This window comes from Gilvimarinus chinensis DSM 19667, from assembly GCF_000377745.1.
Taxonomy (GTDB): domain Bacteria; phylum Pseudomonadota; class Gammaproteobacteria; order Pseudomonadales; family Cellvibrionaceae; genus Gilvimarinus; species Gilvimarinus chinensis.
In genome coordinates, this window is record NZ_KB898707.1 from 252,631 (window position 1) to 268,533 (window position 15,903).

Here is a 15,903-nt window from a genome sequence, read left to right on the forward strand (position 1 = left end):
AAACCTCCACGATTTGCCACACTATATCATACGGCAGATTGCCGTACAAAAATCAATTTTACCTATGCGAGGAAGCACCAATGAATCTCGTTATCGTCGAGTCACCCGGTAAAGTCAAAAAGATCAGTCAGATTCTTGGTTCAGGCTGGGAAGTCCAGGCCAGTGTTGGTCATGTTCGGGACCTTCCCGAGAAGGAAATGGGCGTAGAAGCACCAGAATACCGGCCAAAGTACGTGCCCACGACCAGGGGTAAAGATGTTCTGGCCAAACTCAGAAAGGCCGTACAGCGCGCCGATGAGGTGTATCTGGCAACGGATATGGATAGGGAAGGGGAGGCCATTGCCTGGCATCTGCAGCAGGCTCTCAAACTCAAGGAGCCCAAGCGGATTGTCTTCTCAGAGATTACGGCAAAAGCCATCAAAGCAGCGATCAGTAAGCCTGGAAAGATCAATTACCGTCGTGTAGCTGCCCAGGAGGGCCGTCGCGTCCTGGATAGGCTCGTGGGTTACCGGGTATCACCCAAGCTCGGAGATGTGACCAAACAGCGAGGCCTCTCCGCAGGCAGAGTGCAGTCACCGGCCGTGCGCATCGTTGCTGATCGTGAACGAGCCATTCAAGCCTTTGTCACCACAGATCACTATGGTGCACGGTGGAATCTCGGTGGCTGGTTTGCTGACTGGGACGCCAAGCCGTTCCTCCTGGAGGGGCAGGAATACCTGCTTGACCGCTCCCTGGCCGAATGGGTGGCAAATGTCACGGAGGCGTCTGTAATCGCTTGTGAGGAGACTCAGGAGTCCAAGGCACCTCCAGCACCGTTCATCACCTCTACGCTGCAGCAAGCGGCCTCCAGCCGCCTCAAGATGAAGCCGAAGGCCACAATGGCCGCCGCTCAGAAGCTCTACGAACAAGGCCACATCACCTACATGCGAACTGACACACCCAATTTATCAGAGGAGGCGTTCGCACAGATCCAGGATTACGGCCGAGCGAATGGGTTGCCCGTCGTCGATCGTCAACGCACTTGGAAAGCCAAAGGTGACGCCCAGGAGGCGCACGAAGCCGTCCGGCCGACTCACATTGACCTGGTCGAAGCTGGCGAGACCTCGGATCAGCAACAGCTGTATAAGCTGATCTGGCAGCGTACCTTGGCCTCGCAGCTGCAGGCAGCCAAATACGCGGTGCGCACGGTCAAACTCCGTGCCGGCGAGCAGCTGCAGGGTAAGCCCGTCGAATGTGTGACCAAAGGCCGTACCGAGCTCAATCCGGGCTGGAAGACGGTCTATGCCGACGATGCGCCGGCGTCTAAACAAGACCCTGAGGAAGCGGCCAATCCGGTACCCAAGCTGCAGGAGGGCCAGCTGGTCAACATTGCTGAGGGCAAAGTCCTGGATAAGCGTACCAAGCCACCTTCGCGCTTCACCGAGGCACAGCTGATCAAAGAGCTGGAGAAGCAAGGTATTGGCCGACCATCGACCTACGCCGCGATCATGGAGAACATCATGTCCCGCGGATATGTCACTTATGACTCGGCCGGCAAGTACCTTGTACCGACCGATACTGGGTACCTGGTGGTCGACTGCCTGGTCGCCAGTCGTTTCAGTTTTATCGAGCTGGATTTCACAAAGTCCATTGAGGCCCAGCTGGACGAGGTCGCGGAAGGTCGCGCCGGCTACAAGGGTGTGATCGCGACTCTGGATAATCGATTGACCGCCGAGCTCACCAATATGGATACGGTCAAAGTCGAGGTGCCGGCCGGAATGAATCACCCGTGCCCGGAGTGCGGGGAGCAGCTGACTCGCCGCCCGGGTAAATCCAGCAAGAAAGCCTGGTGGGGTTGCTCTGGCTACCCTGAGTGCAAAGTGACTCTGCCAGACAAGAATGGTAAGCCAGGCAAACCTAAAGAACGGGAAGTGTCTGAAACACCTTGCCCGAAATGCGGGAAGGAGCTGGTTCGCCGGAAGAAAGGCGGCAAGTCCGGCTATGACTTTTGGGGTTGTAGTGGATTTCCGAAATGTGATGGGAGGATAAATAATGAGTGATAGGGCTAAACACTGCAGGGCGAGCTGCAGCGTGACGTCTTGCCCATTCGCCTATACGGATGAAAGCGAAATGATACAGAATTATGGGTGCATACCGACGCCCTTTGAGATTCTAGCCATGCGTGTAACTCATGGAAAGACATGGGCATGTCATTCAGAGCCGACAAAGCCCTGCCTTGGAGTACTAAAGGAGCTCAACAGCCTTGGTGTACTTAACAAAATTATTGATACAAAGCTGATTACAGAGCTAGATTCATGGCATCACTTTACTTCTGGAACAGATGAAATACTCGAAGCATGGCTAAAAACTTCAGACAATACAGTCAGATAAGTAATTGTGGAGAAATTCCGGCACCAAGAGAAAATAGCTACTTCAATTCTAATGTGGAGAAATTCCGGTAGTCCGGGTTGTCCTAGAATTAACATGCTAAAGTGCACGTATTCTCTAGCCTCCAGGTCGATGGTCACGCATACTGAGGACGCTATTATGGAGAAATTCCGGTACCAGCCCAGCACAAAAGCACCGGTTTAATGTGGAGAGATTCCGGTATTGCCATCGCGCGCAATCTGGATCTTATTATATTGATCACACAATCAATCTAGAGCTGTAGACCATGCCAAACCAACCTAAGCCCCTCCCTGCGAAGAAACACAACGGCGACAAACATACCTCAAGCCAAAGCGCTGCAGAGGCAATAGCCGAGGCAATAAGAAATCCAACGGCCGAAGATCTAAAGCGGTTTCGGGCTTACATTAAAAACCACTGACCGGATATTTCATCCACTGTCAGCGGCAAATTGACTCGCAAGGTACTCCATCCCCGTCGCCATCGATGGGCAAACCGCACTTAGCCAAGTAAAACTTAGCCTCACTACATGACGCCATCTCGCTACAGGTCCGCTTCTGCCCACAACGGCCATCTATTGGCGCGTTGTTGGTATTCGATCTGGCTTGCCCTGAGCGCCTATCTGCCCGCCATTCCCATGGCGCCTGGACCTGATCAGACTGAAGGGCCCACAGGCCACGCATTGAGGCTTTCGCTTCACTCTCTAGCTCGATTAGACGTTGGTCTGTGAGATATTTTAGATACGCCCAAGCGTAACCCTCAGCGACCATTTCACGGTTTATATTTCTGCCAGCGAGCATGACCACACCGATAGTGCGACCGTACCGGTCTTTCTCTTTCGATAACACCAACACATCCCGGCCGGCAATCTTCTTGGTCAGAGCCTTCTTAGAAGCCCCGCCAAATGGTTGGCTTTTTTCAGGGGCATCGATACCGTCCAATCGTATTTTGGTTTGAGTATTGTTTTCGGAAAGCACTTTTATCGTGTCGCCGTCTGTCACGGACACAACTCGGCCATGAATATTCTGCGCGAGTGCGGCGGGAATCGAAAGTATAAGTACGACGAATACAGTTGCGTTGACTCGCAGCATAGTTGAGGCCAGCAGAATTATTCCAAAAAAATCGTTCGTCTAAATTTTCGTATCGGACGGGTGGCGAGTTTTGACCATTCTAGACCTAAAGAGGAATTGGTGATGCACGACCTGTGTTCCGCGCCAACGGTAAATGCCCTAGCTTATTGGAAGTTTACAATTCATCTTTAGGCATTGATATCATAAAGCGCGTTGTTTCATTCTCCGAAGAGACATTTATCACACCTCCATGGCTCTCTATAATCGTCTTAACGATGGCTAAGCCCAACCCTGACCCTTCTCCTTGATGTTGCCTTGAGGGATCAACCCGATAAAATCGGTCAAAAAGTTTTGGTAGATGTTCAGCAGCAATACTCTGCCCTGAGTTCTCAATGATCAAATGAGCTTTTTGGCCTAGCCGTTCAACGATCACATTGATTGTCCCATTTTCCGGTGTATAACGCAGAGCATTAGATAAAAGGTTAGATATCGCTCGGCGCAGCATTGAACGGTCGGCTTTTACGTGAACATGGTCACCTCTCGCCGCGAGCTTAATATTTTTCTCTTCTGATAATGCCTCGAAAAACTCGAAGATGACCTCGACTTCCTGTCTTAAATCCAACTTCTCCAAATTAGGTTTAAGCAAGCCATTCTCGCTTTGCGCCAACCAAAGCATATCATTAACCATTTTGGTTAACCTTTCATGCTCTTCCAGGTTTGAGTAGAGTAACTCGCGATACTCCTCTAACGTTCTTGCTTTGCCCAAAGCGACTTGAGTTTGTGTCGTCAAGTTCGTAAGTGGTGTGCGCAGCTCATGAGCGATATCAGCTGAAAAGTGAGACAAGCGAGTAAAGCTGTCCTCGAGGTGACTAATCATTTGGTTAAAGGACTCAACCAACGGCTGCAACTCTTTTGGAACAGTGCTTTCGTTTAATCGAATATCCAGCTGATTGGCCTGCACGGAACGAATGGATTCACTTAAAGATCGTAGAGGAGCATGTCCTTGGTGAACTCCATACCAGGCTGCAAGCAATGTAATCACACCAGCCATTGACATTATCAACCATAAGTTTCGGCTAAAGTGCTCGAGAAAATACATATGGAAGTCCATATTAATGGCCGCAGCGATGAGGTAATCCTGTCCGTCAATATTTACCTCTGTCATTGCTCCCCGATATATTTTTTCATCGATATTCCAACTGACGAGATTGTTTGCCTTGATAACCTTAACCGGATTATTGAAAGCAGCTCTGGAGGGAAATACGGCTTCATCTGAACGATAAACCAGTGCATACGATTCATCCCAAACCTGATAATACACACCGTGGTGACCCGACACGGCATGTGGTAACGTGTCAACGGCGTATCGACCAGAAAGAACAGCTTTTTCTAGTGCCTTTTCAACAGCACGACTTATAACAACCAGCTCGTCAGCATCTTGTTCGGCAAAATGTTGTTCAACCGACTCTTGAACGAGGTGGCCGATCGTAATAAGGTTTAGACTGATCGCAAGCGCAACAAACAGCATCACCCTATTATTCAGTGAAAAAGGTCGCGCCAATTTGAAACCAATAGTCACCTACTCATTCTCCACATCGAGTTTGTAACCCATGCCACGAACGGTATGAATTAATTTTGGCTCAAAACCTTCATCAATCTTTCTTCTCAAGCGACGAATAGCGACATCAATGACATTGGTATCGGAGTCAAAATTCATGTCCCATACTTGGGATGCGATCAATGAACGTGGAAGAACCTCTCCCTGACGCCGAACAAGCAATTCCAGCAAGCAAAACTCTTTATGACTGAGACTTATTTTTCGGTCTCCACGAAGAGCTCGACGTTTTATAAGATCCAATCTCAAGTCCGCCACTTTCATTTCATCAGCAAGTATAGGCGCTGAACTTCTTCGCAACAGGGTTCGAACCCGAGCTAACAACTCGGCAAACGCAAACGGTTTGACCAGGTAATCATCGGCACCTAGCTCCAGCCCTTTCACTCGATCTTCAACGCTGTCGCGCGCGGTGAGAAACAGTACCGGTGTTTTGCTTCCCGACTCTCGAATCGACTCGATAATGCGCCATCCTCCTACATCGGGCAGCATCACATCGAGAATCAAAAGATCAAAATCTTCTGTCATCGCTAGATGGTGGCCATCAAGGCCGTTTCGTGCCAGTGTCACCATAAACCCGGCCTCGCTCAGGCCTTGCTGCAAATAGTCACCAGTTTTCACTTCGTCTTCAACCACTAAAAGCCGCACGCTCTGGCCCTCTTGTATGCAATTTCGTCTTAGTGGAACATTAGTCCCACTAACCCGCCAGAGAAATGACACAAAGATTACAACTTTGTCATCTTCAGGTCATGTCCCTGACAGTCTTCGGATTGTAACCTTCCAGTCACCCTCTAAAATCGAAATTTTGGATTATATATTTTTGGAAACGACATGAATCGCTTCTCTAGCTCTATTCCCAGCCCAATGAGTCGCCGACGCTTTGTTCAAGGCATCGCTGTTGGCGGTGTACTGGCAATGACACCTTCCGCCCTTTTGGCGCGAGAAACGACAAACTCGACCTCAGGTGCGGCTCCCGAACTCACTGGTACCAATATTCACCTGGAAATAGGCCAAACTCCGGTGAATTTTACTGGTGTAACCCGCATGGCTACGACCATTAACGGGTCGATTCCCGCCCCGACTCTGCGTTTTCGTGAAGGTGATGAGGTTACGATAAGAGTTACAAATCGGCTAAGTGTCCCGACTTCAATCCACTGGCACGGTATTTTATTACCGTTCGAAATGGACGGTGTTCCTGGCATCAGCTTCAAGGGCATTTCTCCAGGGGAGACGTTTGTTTATCGCTTTAAGCTTCGTCAAAGCGGAACCTATTGGTATCACAGCCATTCCGGCTTTCAAGAAATGACTGGTATGTACGGCGCGCTCATCATCGAACCTCGCTCGGGGGAAAGACACAAAACTGATCGGGACCTTGTAGTTCAGCTCTCTGACTGGACCGATGAAGATCCGATGCATGTGTTCAGTAAGCTCAAAGTCCAAGGGGACGTCTACAATTTTAACCAACCAACTTTTATTGATTTCACTCGAGATGTGTCAGATAAGGGGTTGAAGGCGGCACTAAGCAAGCGCCAGATGTGGAACCAAATGCGAATGAATCCCACAGACTTGGCGGATTTATCTGCAGCTACTCTCACATACCTCATGAATGGCACGACTCCCTCGGGCAATTGGACAGGCATATTTAAAAAAGGAGAGCGCCTACGCTTGAGGTTTATTAATGCTGCCAGCAACTCATTCTACGATGTTCGCATTCCCGGATTAAAACTGACAGTAATACAAGCCGATGGTCAAGACGTTGAGCCAGTCTCAATTGACGAATTTCGCTTTGGCCCTGGTGAGACTTACGATGTATTAGTAAGCCCCGATGAAGAGTGCTACACGATTTTCGCGCAGAGTATGGATCGTACTGGTTATGCTAGGGGCACCCTGGCTGCGCAACAAGGTTTGTCAGCACCCGTACCCGCACTGGACCCCGTTGAATGGTTAGCGATGCAAGACATGATGGGTGCAATGAGCCATGAAGGAGTGAGGCACGATATGCCTATGGCCGGAATGGATCATAGCAATATGGCAATGGATAAGATGGACCACTCAAACATGCACGGCGGTATGGCCATGGATCATAGCATGCACGGCATGCAAGACCGTGACAATGATCCGTTAGCAAAACCGTCTACCAGCGTCAATCATGCGCGAACTGAATATGGTCCTTCTGTTGATGCGCGGGTGGATACACCACGCACTAATCTCGACGATCCGGGGGTGGGGTTACGCAACCTTGTAGAGAAAGGCCTGCGCCCTCACGGGCACAAGGTGCTCACCCTGGCTGACTTAACATCCACCGACGGCGTCTTCGATGACTCTCGTATACCCGAGAAGGAGCTTGAGCTGCACCTCACCGGAAACATGGAGCGCTACACCTGGTCCTTTGATGGGCTCGAGTTCGGCCAAAGTACGCCAGTATCCCTTAAGCACGGACAACGTGTTCGAATCATATTACAAAACGACACTATGATGACTCATCCTATGCATTTACATGGGATGTGGAGCGAGTTGGAGACTGAACAGGGCGAGCTACGCGTCAGACGCCACACGATTCCTGTGCAGCCTGCTCAGCGCATCAGCTTTCTCACTACACCTCACGATCTAGGGCGCTGGGCTTGGCACTGTCACCTTTTATTCCATATGGATGCGGGCATGTTCCGTGAAGTGGTGGTGTCATGAGTATGAACTATTTCACCAGGCTAACCCATATTTCTCTAGTTTTGGCTTCGGTGCTAGCGAGCGGGGCTTATGCAGAAATGGATCACAGCAACCATGATTCGGGAGCGCACGAGATGGGTCAAGCGCAAGGTGGCAAAGCTCCTGATAATGCACGTGATCCACATGCCTATTCAGATGGTTTCACATTGACTGAGGGGCCTTATGCGTTACCTGGGCCCAGACAATTAAGGCTGGCCGATGAACATCGCTTTTGGGCAATCATCGGTGATCGCCTGGAGTACCAGGAAAAATCCGAAAGTACTGTTTTCGATTTGCAAGCGTGGTATGGAACCACCTACAACCGCTTCGTTGTGAAAACAGAAGGAGACAGTGTTGATGGTGCTCTTGAGGAGAGTTCCACCGATGTCTTTTGGAGCCGTGCCTTTAATGCGTATTTTGATGCTCAGCTAGGCGCACGGGTTGATACCTATGACGAAGGTGAAAATCGTCAATGGCTCGCGCTGGGTTTTCAAGGGCTCGCTCCTTATTGGTTTGAACTTGATGTCACCGCATATCTCGGTGACGACGGGCGATCAGCCTTGTCTGCCGAAGCTGAATACGAACTCTTGTTCACTCAACGACTGATACTGCAGCCCAGAATAGAGATAAATCTACTTGGCAAAGATGACCCTGAAAACGGACTTGGATCAGGTTTAACAAATTTGTCGGCAGGTTTGCGCCTCCGTTACGAATTTAGCCGTCAATTTGCGCCTTATATCGGCGTGGAGTGGTCGAGAGCTTTTGATGACACAGCCGATTACCTGCTAGCGGCCGGAGAAGATAAATCCAGCTCGCAATTAGTGGCTGGCCTGAAGTTTTGGTTTTGAATCAGCCAAAGAAATCATGCATTGAAATACTTTTGCATTAAAAAGGCGTATAAGTTATGCGTAAAATTTTGCTATTTATAACGAGTCTTATGTTTGCCGCATGCACTGAACACTCTGCGGATGACGCTTCACAGTCGATGCCATCAACTGAAGAAGACTTGGCATCTCCGATTGCTCTGACTGTTTACAAAACACCAACTTGCGGATGTTGTGGCCTTTGGGTTGATCATATGAAAAATGCAGGATTTTCAACAACAGTTTATGATCAAGAAAATTTAAACCCTATAAAATATAAACATAAAATTATGCCGGCTAATCAATCCTGTCATACAGGCATTATAGAAGGCTATGTGTTTGAGGGGCACATTCCTGCAACTGTCGTAAAAAGATTTTTAAAAGAAAAACCAGAAAACACCATTGGTTTGACTGTTCCGGGAATGCCATTAGGCAGCCCCGGAATGGAAGTAAACGGTCAATTTCATGAATACGATGTCCTTCTGATGAAAGAAGATGGAAGCACAAGCGTTTATGCGCACATCGACAGACCTGAATAAAACAAAGAGATCTAATTTTTGCTTTACCTGTCATCCACTTTTTTGGAGAAACTATATTATGAATATGACTACATCGATATTACTGTCAACTCTTCTTACAACGACCTTGGCTGCTCAAGCCCATGATCCCAAGGAGCACAAGAAAGATGCTGAAAACCCGGATTGTTCCGAAATGAAAAATATGGATCACAGCAAAATGGATATGGACGACCCGGTCATGAAAGCCATGATGAAAAAGTGCAAGAAAGATATGCACCATGATAATGAAAACAACGAGTCCGATTCAGATCATGCGCACGACGATAATCAAAACAAGGACGAGCACGCAGAACATAAACATTAATTGAGAGGGTGCCATGCTATCGATCTCAGCGTTCTTTAAAAGTTTATTAATCATTGTGATTGCAGCCTTCCTGGCGGGAGGGCTGTTTATTTATTCAGGACTTTATCCGATTGGAGCCGATACCCAGCACCACCCAATTACCTATTGGTTATTAGAAACGCTGCGTGAAAAATCCATCGCCCGCGCTGCAAAGGGAATTAAAATCCCAACAGACCTGGAATCCGCTGACCGGCTATTGGCTGGTGGAGCCGATTACAATGACATGTGCACAGGATGTCACTTGAAGCCGGGTAGAACAGATAGTGATTTTACCATTGGCCTGTATCCCTCACCTCGAAACCTGAGCAGCTCAGCTGACGGGAGTATCCATAGCCAAATCGCAGAGCCGACCAGTAATGAGGCTATTCGACGACAGTTTTGGATTATAAAACATGGCATTAAAGCGTCCGGCATGCCTGCGTGGGGACCAACACACAATGAAGAACGCATTTGGAATATGGTGGCGTTCCTGCAGAAACTTCCGAGCTTATCTAAATCAGAATATCAAATATTGACGGCAAGAGGAGATGTAAACGATACACACGGAACATCACATTAGCGCACCCGAAGTAAATTACTTTAGAAAGCCTTATTTATCTAACTAATTGTATTTTTTACAAGACCGCCATGAGGTTTTCGGGATTTACTCTCGCCACCTTATCATTTCAACGAGTATATTCGGCATTTGTTTTGCTTAATTGACTGTCAAATTCAAATAGCTAGGAGGCAATTTTGAGCAAGATCGCTACTCTCTACAGAATGCATACAGATGAGCATATATGCCCTTTCGGTCTGAAATCACGCGACCTACTTAAGCGGAAGGGCTATGAAATTGAGGATCATCTTCTTACTTCAAGGGAAGAAACAGAGTCCTTTAAAAGGGAGAATAATGTCAAGACAACACCGCAAACATTTATTGATGGAGAGCGAATTGGCGGCTATGATGATCTCAAAGAGTTTTTTGGCAAGACGGTAGAATCCGCCGAAGAGACAACATATAAACCGGTCGTAGCCATTTTCGCCATGACATTTTTGATGGCTTCTGCCCTGGCTTGGCGTCAACTCCAGAGCTTCGAAGTTATTTTTATTGTTGAGACTTTCATAGCTTTGAGCATGTGCGCCCTGGCTATCCAAAAGCTTCGTGATCTAAGCGCTTTCTCCCTACAGTTTATCACCTACGATTTATTGGCGATGAGGTTTGTTCCTTATGCCTATATCTATGCGGTTTTTGAGGCTTTTTCAGGTATAGGAATGCTGAGCGGAACAGCCCCTTGGCTTTTTGCACCACCTGCATTATTTATCGGTACTATTGGCGCGATTTCTGTATTTAAAGCCGTTTATATCGACAAGCGAGAGTTAAAGTGTGCCTGCGTGGGCGGCAACAGTAACGTTCCATTAGGATTCATATCATTAACAGAAAATTTAATGATGATCGCAATGGGGACTTGGATGTTACTCAAGTAGTAACTCAACAACACAAGCCAATCATTTCAACCTTGGAGGATGCCATGTCGAATTACGTTAGATTTGGACTGATGATTGCCACTTCAGTCGTGGTTATGTTTTGTTTAAAGTACCTAAGCACCTACGAAGTTAACCATGTGTTTTACAGTGAAACAAGAACATACATGGCCCTAATGATGGGGGCGGCGATGACGGTAATCATGCTTAGCTTCATGCTGTCCATGTATAAAAAGCAGAGAGTCAATGCTGGAATTTACTTAGGTAGCGTTGTGGTATTTATAGCTGCCTTATTTCTTCTCCGCTCTCAAACGACAGTACAAGACTCCTCGTACATGCGATCAATGATCCCACATCATTCCATTGCCATATTAACAAGTGAGCGTTCTGAAATTACAGATGTTCGTGTGCGAGAGCTGGCTGATGGAATTATAAAAGCCCAACGCAAAGAAATTAAAGAAATGGAGTGGCTTCTTGACGACATCTCAAAAAATGGTAAAGCAACAACTGAATTACAGGCGCGAGATCGGCCGATTCCAAACTTTGAAGGTAAACTTTAAATTCTGTATATCTTTTTACCTCATCAATGGCGTTTAAGCGTCATTGGTGGGGAACAGATTATCAAAATCACACGATACACTTAATTAGCTCATAATTTATTAGTAGCAGCCCTATCGGGCCAGATCTTGTTCCTAGCATTATTAATCTCTCGATCGACCTCACAAGTCCGTAAAGGCTGTGAGGCACCTTTCAGACCGCTAAGGAGCTGCTTAGCGTCCGCCTCAGGGTTAAGCCATTGATGGAGCTGATCGTCATCTAAGCCCAGCGGCATCCTGTGATGAATGTGCTTGAAATCATCGGAGGCCGGCTGGGTGATGATCGAGCACGACCATACCTGGTCTTGCCAGCAATCCCAGATAGCGGCGAGTTTCAGGACGTCGTCGGTGGTGATGTAATACGGCTGCTTGCCATCCGATCGGGTTTCCCACTCCACAAAACCAGCAGCCAACACTGCACCCCTACGGTGCCGTACCGCCCCCCTGAAGGCCCGGCTGCTCAGTACGGTCTCAATTTTCGCATTGAACATGCTAAATGCCTGATTAGGCGGGTCTGGCGACCAGTGCGGGTGCAGCCACCATCGCATTGGTCCTAGAGTATAACCTTGCTCAGCCCTGCAATCGCTTATTGGCCTTTTCGAGGGGCTAGGCTTCGATTCGAGTTCCTGTGTTGTCTTGCGCGGAGTGGTCAGAGAGTTCATTGAGCTGGTTCTCATAGTGGCTTTTGTCCTCATCAATAATGCGCTGGGCCTCTTCTTGTAAATGTGATATCAGGCGTGCAACGAGCTCCTTGATGGGCGGGCTTAACAGTGTCTCATCCCCCATCCGGGTGGACGCTTCTTCCTCCAGTTCTTTGAAGTGGCGATAAATGGTCTATTTGGAGCCGATGTTACCGAGTTCAATATGTACAGCGTCAGTGGAGGGATTTTCTCCCCTGGCTAGAACAATCTCACGGGCCTTCGCCACCAATGCTTTGTTAATACCGCCACGGGCCATCGGGTTTTCCTCCTGTCTATTTCGTACTGTAATACGTATTATTTAGGTCGTGTCCGAGGCTTGGTATGGGGTAAATCTGACAGAGAATAATAGTGGTTTATCTGATGCTGGAACGTTGTTTGCTCAAGCCGACGCCAAAATCTGTACAGGTACAGATCTTTCCAGGCCAAGCAAGTCATGAAGAGGTTGCTGCAAACCGCTAACCGAGTGAGTCTCTCCCTGATCTCAAATCCCATGACCTTCAAGGTGATGTATGGCTCTACTCCACACGACACAGAAAGATGACCTCGACTTCGAATGCCTCTCCGCTCTACAAGAAAACCATCGACTACGGCCTGCTGAAGGCGGCTAACTGACCGTGACAGCCAAAAGCGCGGCTACGTAAAAGGGAAAGGAGTTGTATTTCCTGAACGCTTGCTAGTAAACTCAACCGTATGAAAAAACGCTCTCTGATCCTGTTTTTAATGCTGCTAGCTGTCGCGAACCTCGTATTCGCAGCGGACTGGCATGAGCGAGTAACAGGAGATGAGTCCGCGTTGGAATATTTGGCCAATGCTGAGGGTAAACTCGGCACCGATCGCGGCAATCACTCTCACCCTCCAGGGGGGAGCTGCGTTCACAGCCATAGCTGCCATGCCCATTCCCATCTGTTTTTTGTTGAAACCAGTGGATATGGGCCCGATTTACCCTCCGCACCTCGTTGGCGAGCTGAAGACCTGCCTTTACCTCCACAGCACTTTTTGGCACCTGATGTGCCCCCCCCCATTGCCTAATTTCATGCACTAGAGATCCTCTGTCGGTTTTTGCTCGGCACCTTGCCCTATGCAGAACGGCACATTTCTATCACTGAAAATTCAGGCAGGTAATGCATGTTTATTTCTTTATTAACTCTCTCTTCTCAGAGGAGAGGGATACTAGCGGTCTGGGCTTTGCTATTGGTCATGACTGCCACGCCCGCTGTGGCGGAGCCGATGCCTCTTTCATTAAACGAAGCATTGGCCTACACATTGGAGCGCCATCCCGAGCTGGCGCAGTTTTCCTACCGTCGGCGCGCCGCAGAGGCCCGGGAGCTCCAGGCAGGTTTGATCCCCAACCCGGAACTGGCCGTTGAAGTGGAAAACATCGGCGGCAGCGGCCGCTTTGCCGGTACGGACTCGGCCGAAGCCTCGCTGGTGCTGAGCCAACTGATCGAATTGGGCGGTAAGCGCGGACAGCGCGAGGAGGTCGCCCGCTACCGTACCGATCTGGTGGACAGCGAATACCAGCAAGTCCGCTGGCAAGTGCTCGCGGAAACCGTACGCCGCTTTCTCGGGATAGCCGAAGCCCAAGAACAGATCCAACTGGCTTCACTGTCGCTAGAATTAGCAAAAGAAAGCAGGGAGACTATCCGTAAGCGTACGCAAGCGGGAACAGCCAGTGACGCTTCTCTTCAACGCTCGGCCATTTTGGTCACACGTGCGGAGCTCGCCGTAGACTCTGCCCATCAACAACTGGCGTCTGCGCGGGTGGCGTTGGCTGCTCAATGGGGCGAGAGCGAACCGAATTTTGAGCAGGTTCACGCCGATTTGTACCAACTTGTGGAGCTGCCTGATTTTAATCAGATCCGTCGCCAGCTAGAAAATGCGCCGCAACTATCTCGCTATATCACCGAAAAACGCCTACGCGAGGCGGAATTGCAGTTGGCACAAACTCGGGGTCGGCAAGACCTTCGAATCGGTGTGGGCGTCAAGCAAATGCAAGAAACCGACGATCACGCTTTTACTCTGAGCCTGTCCATGCCTATTGGAGTCAATGACCGTAACCAGGGAGAGGTCCGGGCTCGACGTGCAGAATACGAGCAACTGGCACTGGAAGAGAAAACCACACGGGTACATCTTATGGCTCGAATTCAACGGCTTTATCAGGAGCTGGAGGTATTTCGCAGCACCGCAATTCGCTTGCGGGGCGAAGCTTTACCTTCTGCTCGCGCCGCTTTTGAGAGTATTCGCAGAGGCTACCAAGAGGGTTTGTATAGTTACCTTGAGCTAGTCGATGCGGGACGGGAACGTCTGGCGGTAGAGAGTGATGCACTTAAAGCAGCTGTAAATTTTCACCAGACACTGGTGACTCTCGAACAGCTCACTGGCACGGGCCTAACCGGGCAATGGAGTCTGACTCCCAATTCAATCGATGGGGCCACCGAACCCTATGAACCCCAACCCCGTTACATTAAAGAACAAACAGGTGAATCATGAAGTCGTTAGCATTTTTCTGGATTTTTGTGATGAGTATGGCGCTGCCTTTGTCTGGAGTCAGCATCAGAGTACAGGCTCAAGAAGCCGAACACAGCGATCACGAGCATGAGCAGACGCAAAAAGAGAAAACCCATAACGACGATCATAGTGAGCATGAGGACCACGAAGAAGGTCATGATGATCACCAAGACCACGGAGAGGACGAGGGAGCCCATGATGAAGCTGGCGAGGAAGCCCACGAGGAGCATGATGAACATGGAGGACATGAAGAGCAAGGCGCCTCGATAGATCCCCAAACGCTAAGGGCGCTTGGCGCAGAAGTGAGTATCGCGAGTCCCGGAAGAGTGAGTCAAACCGTGTCTTTACCGGGTGAGGTCCGCCTGAATAAAGAGGCGGTGGCTCAGATCACCCCTCGCTACTCTGCGCAGATTGTCGATGTTAGCGCCCGAATCGGCGATTCTGTCGCCGCAGGAGATACGCTGGCCATTGGTGAAAGCTCTCAGACCCTACAACGTTTCTCGCTCAAGTCCCTAATTCGCGGCACTGTCATTGATCGTTCCGTAACGCTAGGTGAACATATCCAGCCTAGTGACGCAGCGTTCGTAGTCGCGGACCTTTCGACGCTCTGGGTCGATATTGCACTCTATCCACGACAGATTGGGCTCGTAAAAAAGGGCCAACCGGTGCGCATTTCCACGACGTTCGGCCCCGAGCCTGTCAACACCCAGATCGACTATCTCGATCCCATTGTCAGCGAACAGCTGAGGAGCGGCCTGGCTCGAATTTATCTAGATAATGCCGCAGGCCAATGGAGACCCGGCATGTTCATTGAGGCGGAGGTGACTCTGACCGAGACGGAAGCCGAAGTGGTGGTGCCTCAGACGGCGGTAATCAAGTATCAGGGCCGTCAGGTAGTGTTTGTAAAAGAGGGTGACAGTTGGCGCCCCAGGCCTGTCGTCCTAGGGGCAAGAGATCGAGATCAGGTGGTTATCCGGTCGGGCGTCTCCCCAGGTGAACAGTACGTCGCGAAAGGTGGCTTCACGCTGAAAGCGGATTTGCTCAAGAGCGAATTCGAATCGGGCCACAACCACTAGTACTCGG

General features: G+C 49.5%; 16 protein-coding genes. 11 read left to right on the top strand and 5 right to left on the bottom strand.

The window, feature by feature from the left end; genetic code table 11:
* Positions 1-80 precede the first annotated feature (80 nt).
* A complete protein-coding gene (gene topA / locus D568_RS0106945) occupies positions 81-2,039 on the top strand; it encodes a type I DNA topoisomerase (protein WP_020208865.1) in 1,959 nt (652 codons plus the stop codon).
* Between the two features lie 786 nt (positions 2,040-2,825).
* On the opposite strand, the gene D568_RS0106955 is transcribed toward topA, so the two are convergent.
* The 3 genes from D568_RS0106955 to D568_RS0106965 form a co-directional block, all read right to left on the bottom strand.
* Positions 2,826-3,476: a thermonuclease family protein gene (locus D568_RS0106955; RefSeq protein ID WP_020208867.1), complete on the bottom strand. Its 651-nt coding sequence runs from the start codon at positions 3,474-3,476 to the stop codon at positions 2,826-2,828.
* Between the two features lie 154 nt (positions 3,477-3,630).
* Complete coding sequence (locus tag D568_RS0106960) at positions 3,631-5,034, bottom strand: Cu(+)/Ag(+) sensor histidine kinase (RefSeq protein ID WP_020208868.1); 1,404 nt, start codon at positions 5,032-5,034, stop codon at positions 3,631-3,633.
* Positions 5,035-5,715, bottom strand: coding sequence for a heavy metal response regulator transcription factor (locus D568_RS0106965; protein WP_020208869.1), 681 nt, complete (start codon positions 5,713-5,715; stop codon positions 5,035-5,037). It lies immediately after the preceding gene.
* Positions 5,716-5,898: 183 nt separating this feature from the next.
* On the opposite strand from D568_RS0106965, the gene D568_RS0106970 reads away from it, so the two are divergent.
* From D568_RS0106970 to D568_RS0107000, 7 genes are all read left to right on the top strand, one after another.
* A complete protein-coding gene (locus D568_RS0106970; protein WP_020208870.1) occupies positions 5,899-7,752 on the top strand; it encodes a copper resistance system multicopper oxidase in 1,854 nt (617 codons plus the stop codon).
* A complete protein-coding gene (locus tag D568_RS0106975) occupies positions 7,749-8,618 on the top strand; it encodes a copper resistance protein B (RefSeq protein WP_020208871.1) in 870 nt (289 codons plus the stop codon). The genes D568_RS0106970 and D568_RS0106975 overlap by 4 nt, the downstream gene beginning before the upstream one ends.
* Positions 8,619-8,674: 56 nt before the next feature.
* A complete protein-coding gene (locus D568_RS0106980; protein WP_020208872.1) occupies positions 8,675-9,172 on the top strand; it encodes a DUF411 domain-containing protein in 498 nt (165 codons plus the stop codon).
* Between the two features lie 58 nt (positions 9,173-9,230).
* Positions 9,231-9,515, top strand: coding sequence for a hypothetical protein (locus tag D568_RS0106985; protein WP_020208873.1), 285 nt, complete (start codon positions 9,231-9,233; stop codon positions 9,513-9,515).
* Positions 9,516-9,528: 13 nt separating this feature from the next.
* Positions 9,529-10,113, top strand: coding sequence for a c-type cytochrome (locus D568_RS0106990; protein WP_020208874.1), 585 nt, complete (start codon positions 9,529-9,531; stop codon positions 10,111-10,113).
* Positions 10,114-10,313: 200 nt separating this feature from the next.
* The gene (locus D568_RS0106995; protein WP_040516365.1) at positions 10,314-11,018 is read left to right on the top strand and encodes a MauE/DoxX family redox-associated membrane protein; all 705 of its coding nucleotides are present in this window, start codon (positions 10,314-10,316) and stop codon (positions 11,016-11,018) included.
* 44 nt (positions 11,019-11,062) lie between these two features.
* The gene (locus D568_RS0107000) at positions 11,063-11,575 is read left to right on the top strand and encodes a DUF305 domain-containing protein (RefSeq protein WP_020208876.1); all 513 of its coding nucleotides are present in this window, start codon (positions 11,063-11,065) and stop codon (positions 11,573-11,575) included.
* An 89-nt stretch (positions 11,576-11,664) separates the two neighbouring features.
* Here the strand turns inward: D568_RS0107000 and D568_RS0107005 are convergent, their stop codons facing one another.
* On the bottom strand, positions 11,665-12,306 hold the full coding sequence (locus D568_RS0107005; RefSeq protein ID WP_342661970.1) for an SOS response-associated peptidase: 642 nt from the start codon (positions 12,304-12,306) through the stop codon (positions 11,665-11,667).
* Entirely contained in the window at positions 12,218-12,442 is a 225-nt protein-coding gene (locus D568_RS22200; RefSeq protein WP_342661972.1) for a DNA-binding protein, read from the bottom strand. Before D568_RS22200 ends, D568_RS0107005 begins: the two co-directional genes overlap by 89 nt.
* A gap of 560 nt (positions 12,443-13,002) precedes the next feature.
* On the opposite strand from D568_RS22200, the gene D568_RS0107020 reads away from it, so the two are divergent.
* The 3 genes from D568_RS0107020 to D568_RS0107030 all read left to right on the top strand — a co-directional run bounded on the left by D568_RS0107020 (position 13,003) and on the right by D568_RS0107030 (position 15,896).
* The gene (locus tag D568_RS0107020) at positions 13,003-13,341 is read left to right on the top strand and encodes a hypothetical protein (protein WP_020208880.1); all 339 of its coding nucleotides are present in this window, start codon (positions 13,003-13,005) and stop codon (positions 13,339-13,341) included.
* Positions 13,342-13,539: 198 nt separating this feature from the next.
* Entirely contained in the window at positions 13,540-14,802 is a 1,263-nt protein-coding gene (locus D568_RS0107025) for a TolC family protein (protein ID WP_169334790.1), read from the top strand.
* On the top strand, positions 14,799-15,896 hold the full coding sequence (locus D568_RS0107030; protein ID WP_020208882.1) for an efflux RND transporter periplasmic adaptor subunit: 1,098 nt from the start codon (positions 14,799-14,801) through the stop codon (positions 15,894-15,896). The genes D568_RS0107025 and D568_RS0107030 overlap by 4 nt, the downstream gene beginning before the upstream one ends.
* Positions 15,897-15,903: the final 7 nt, after the last annotated feature.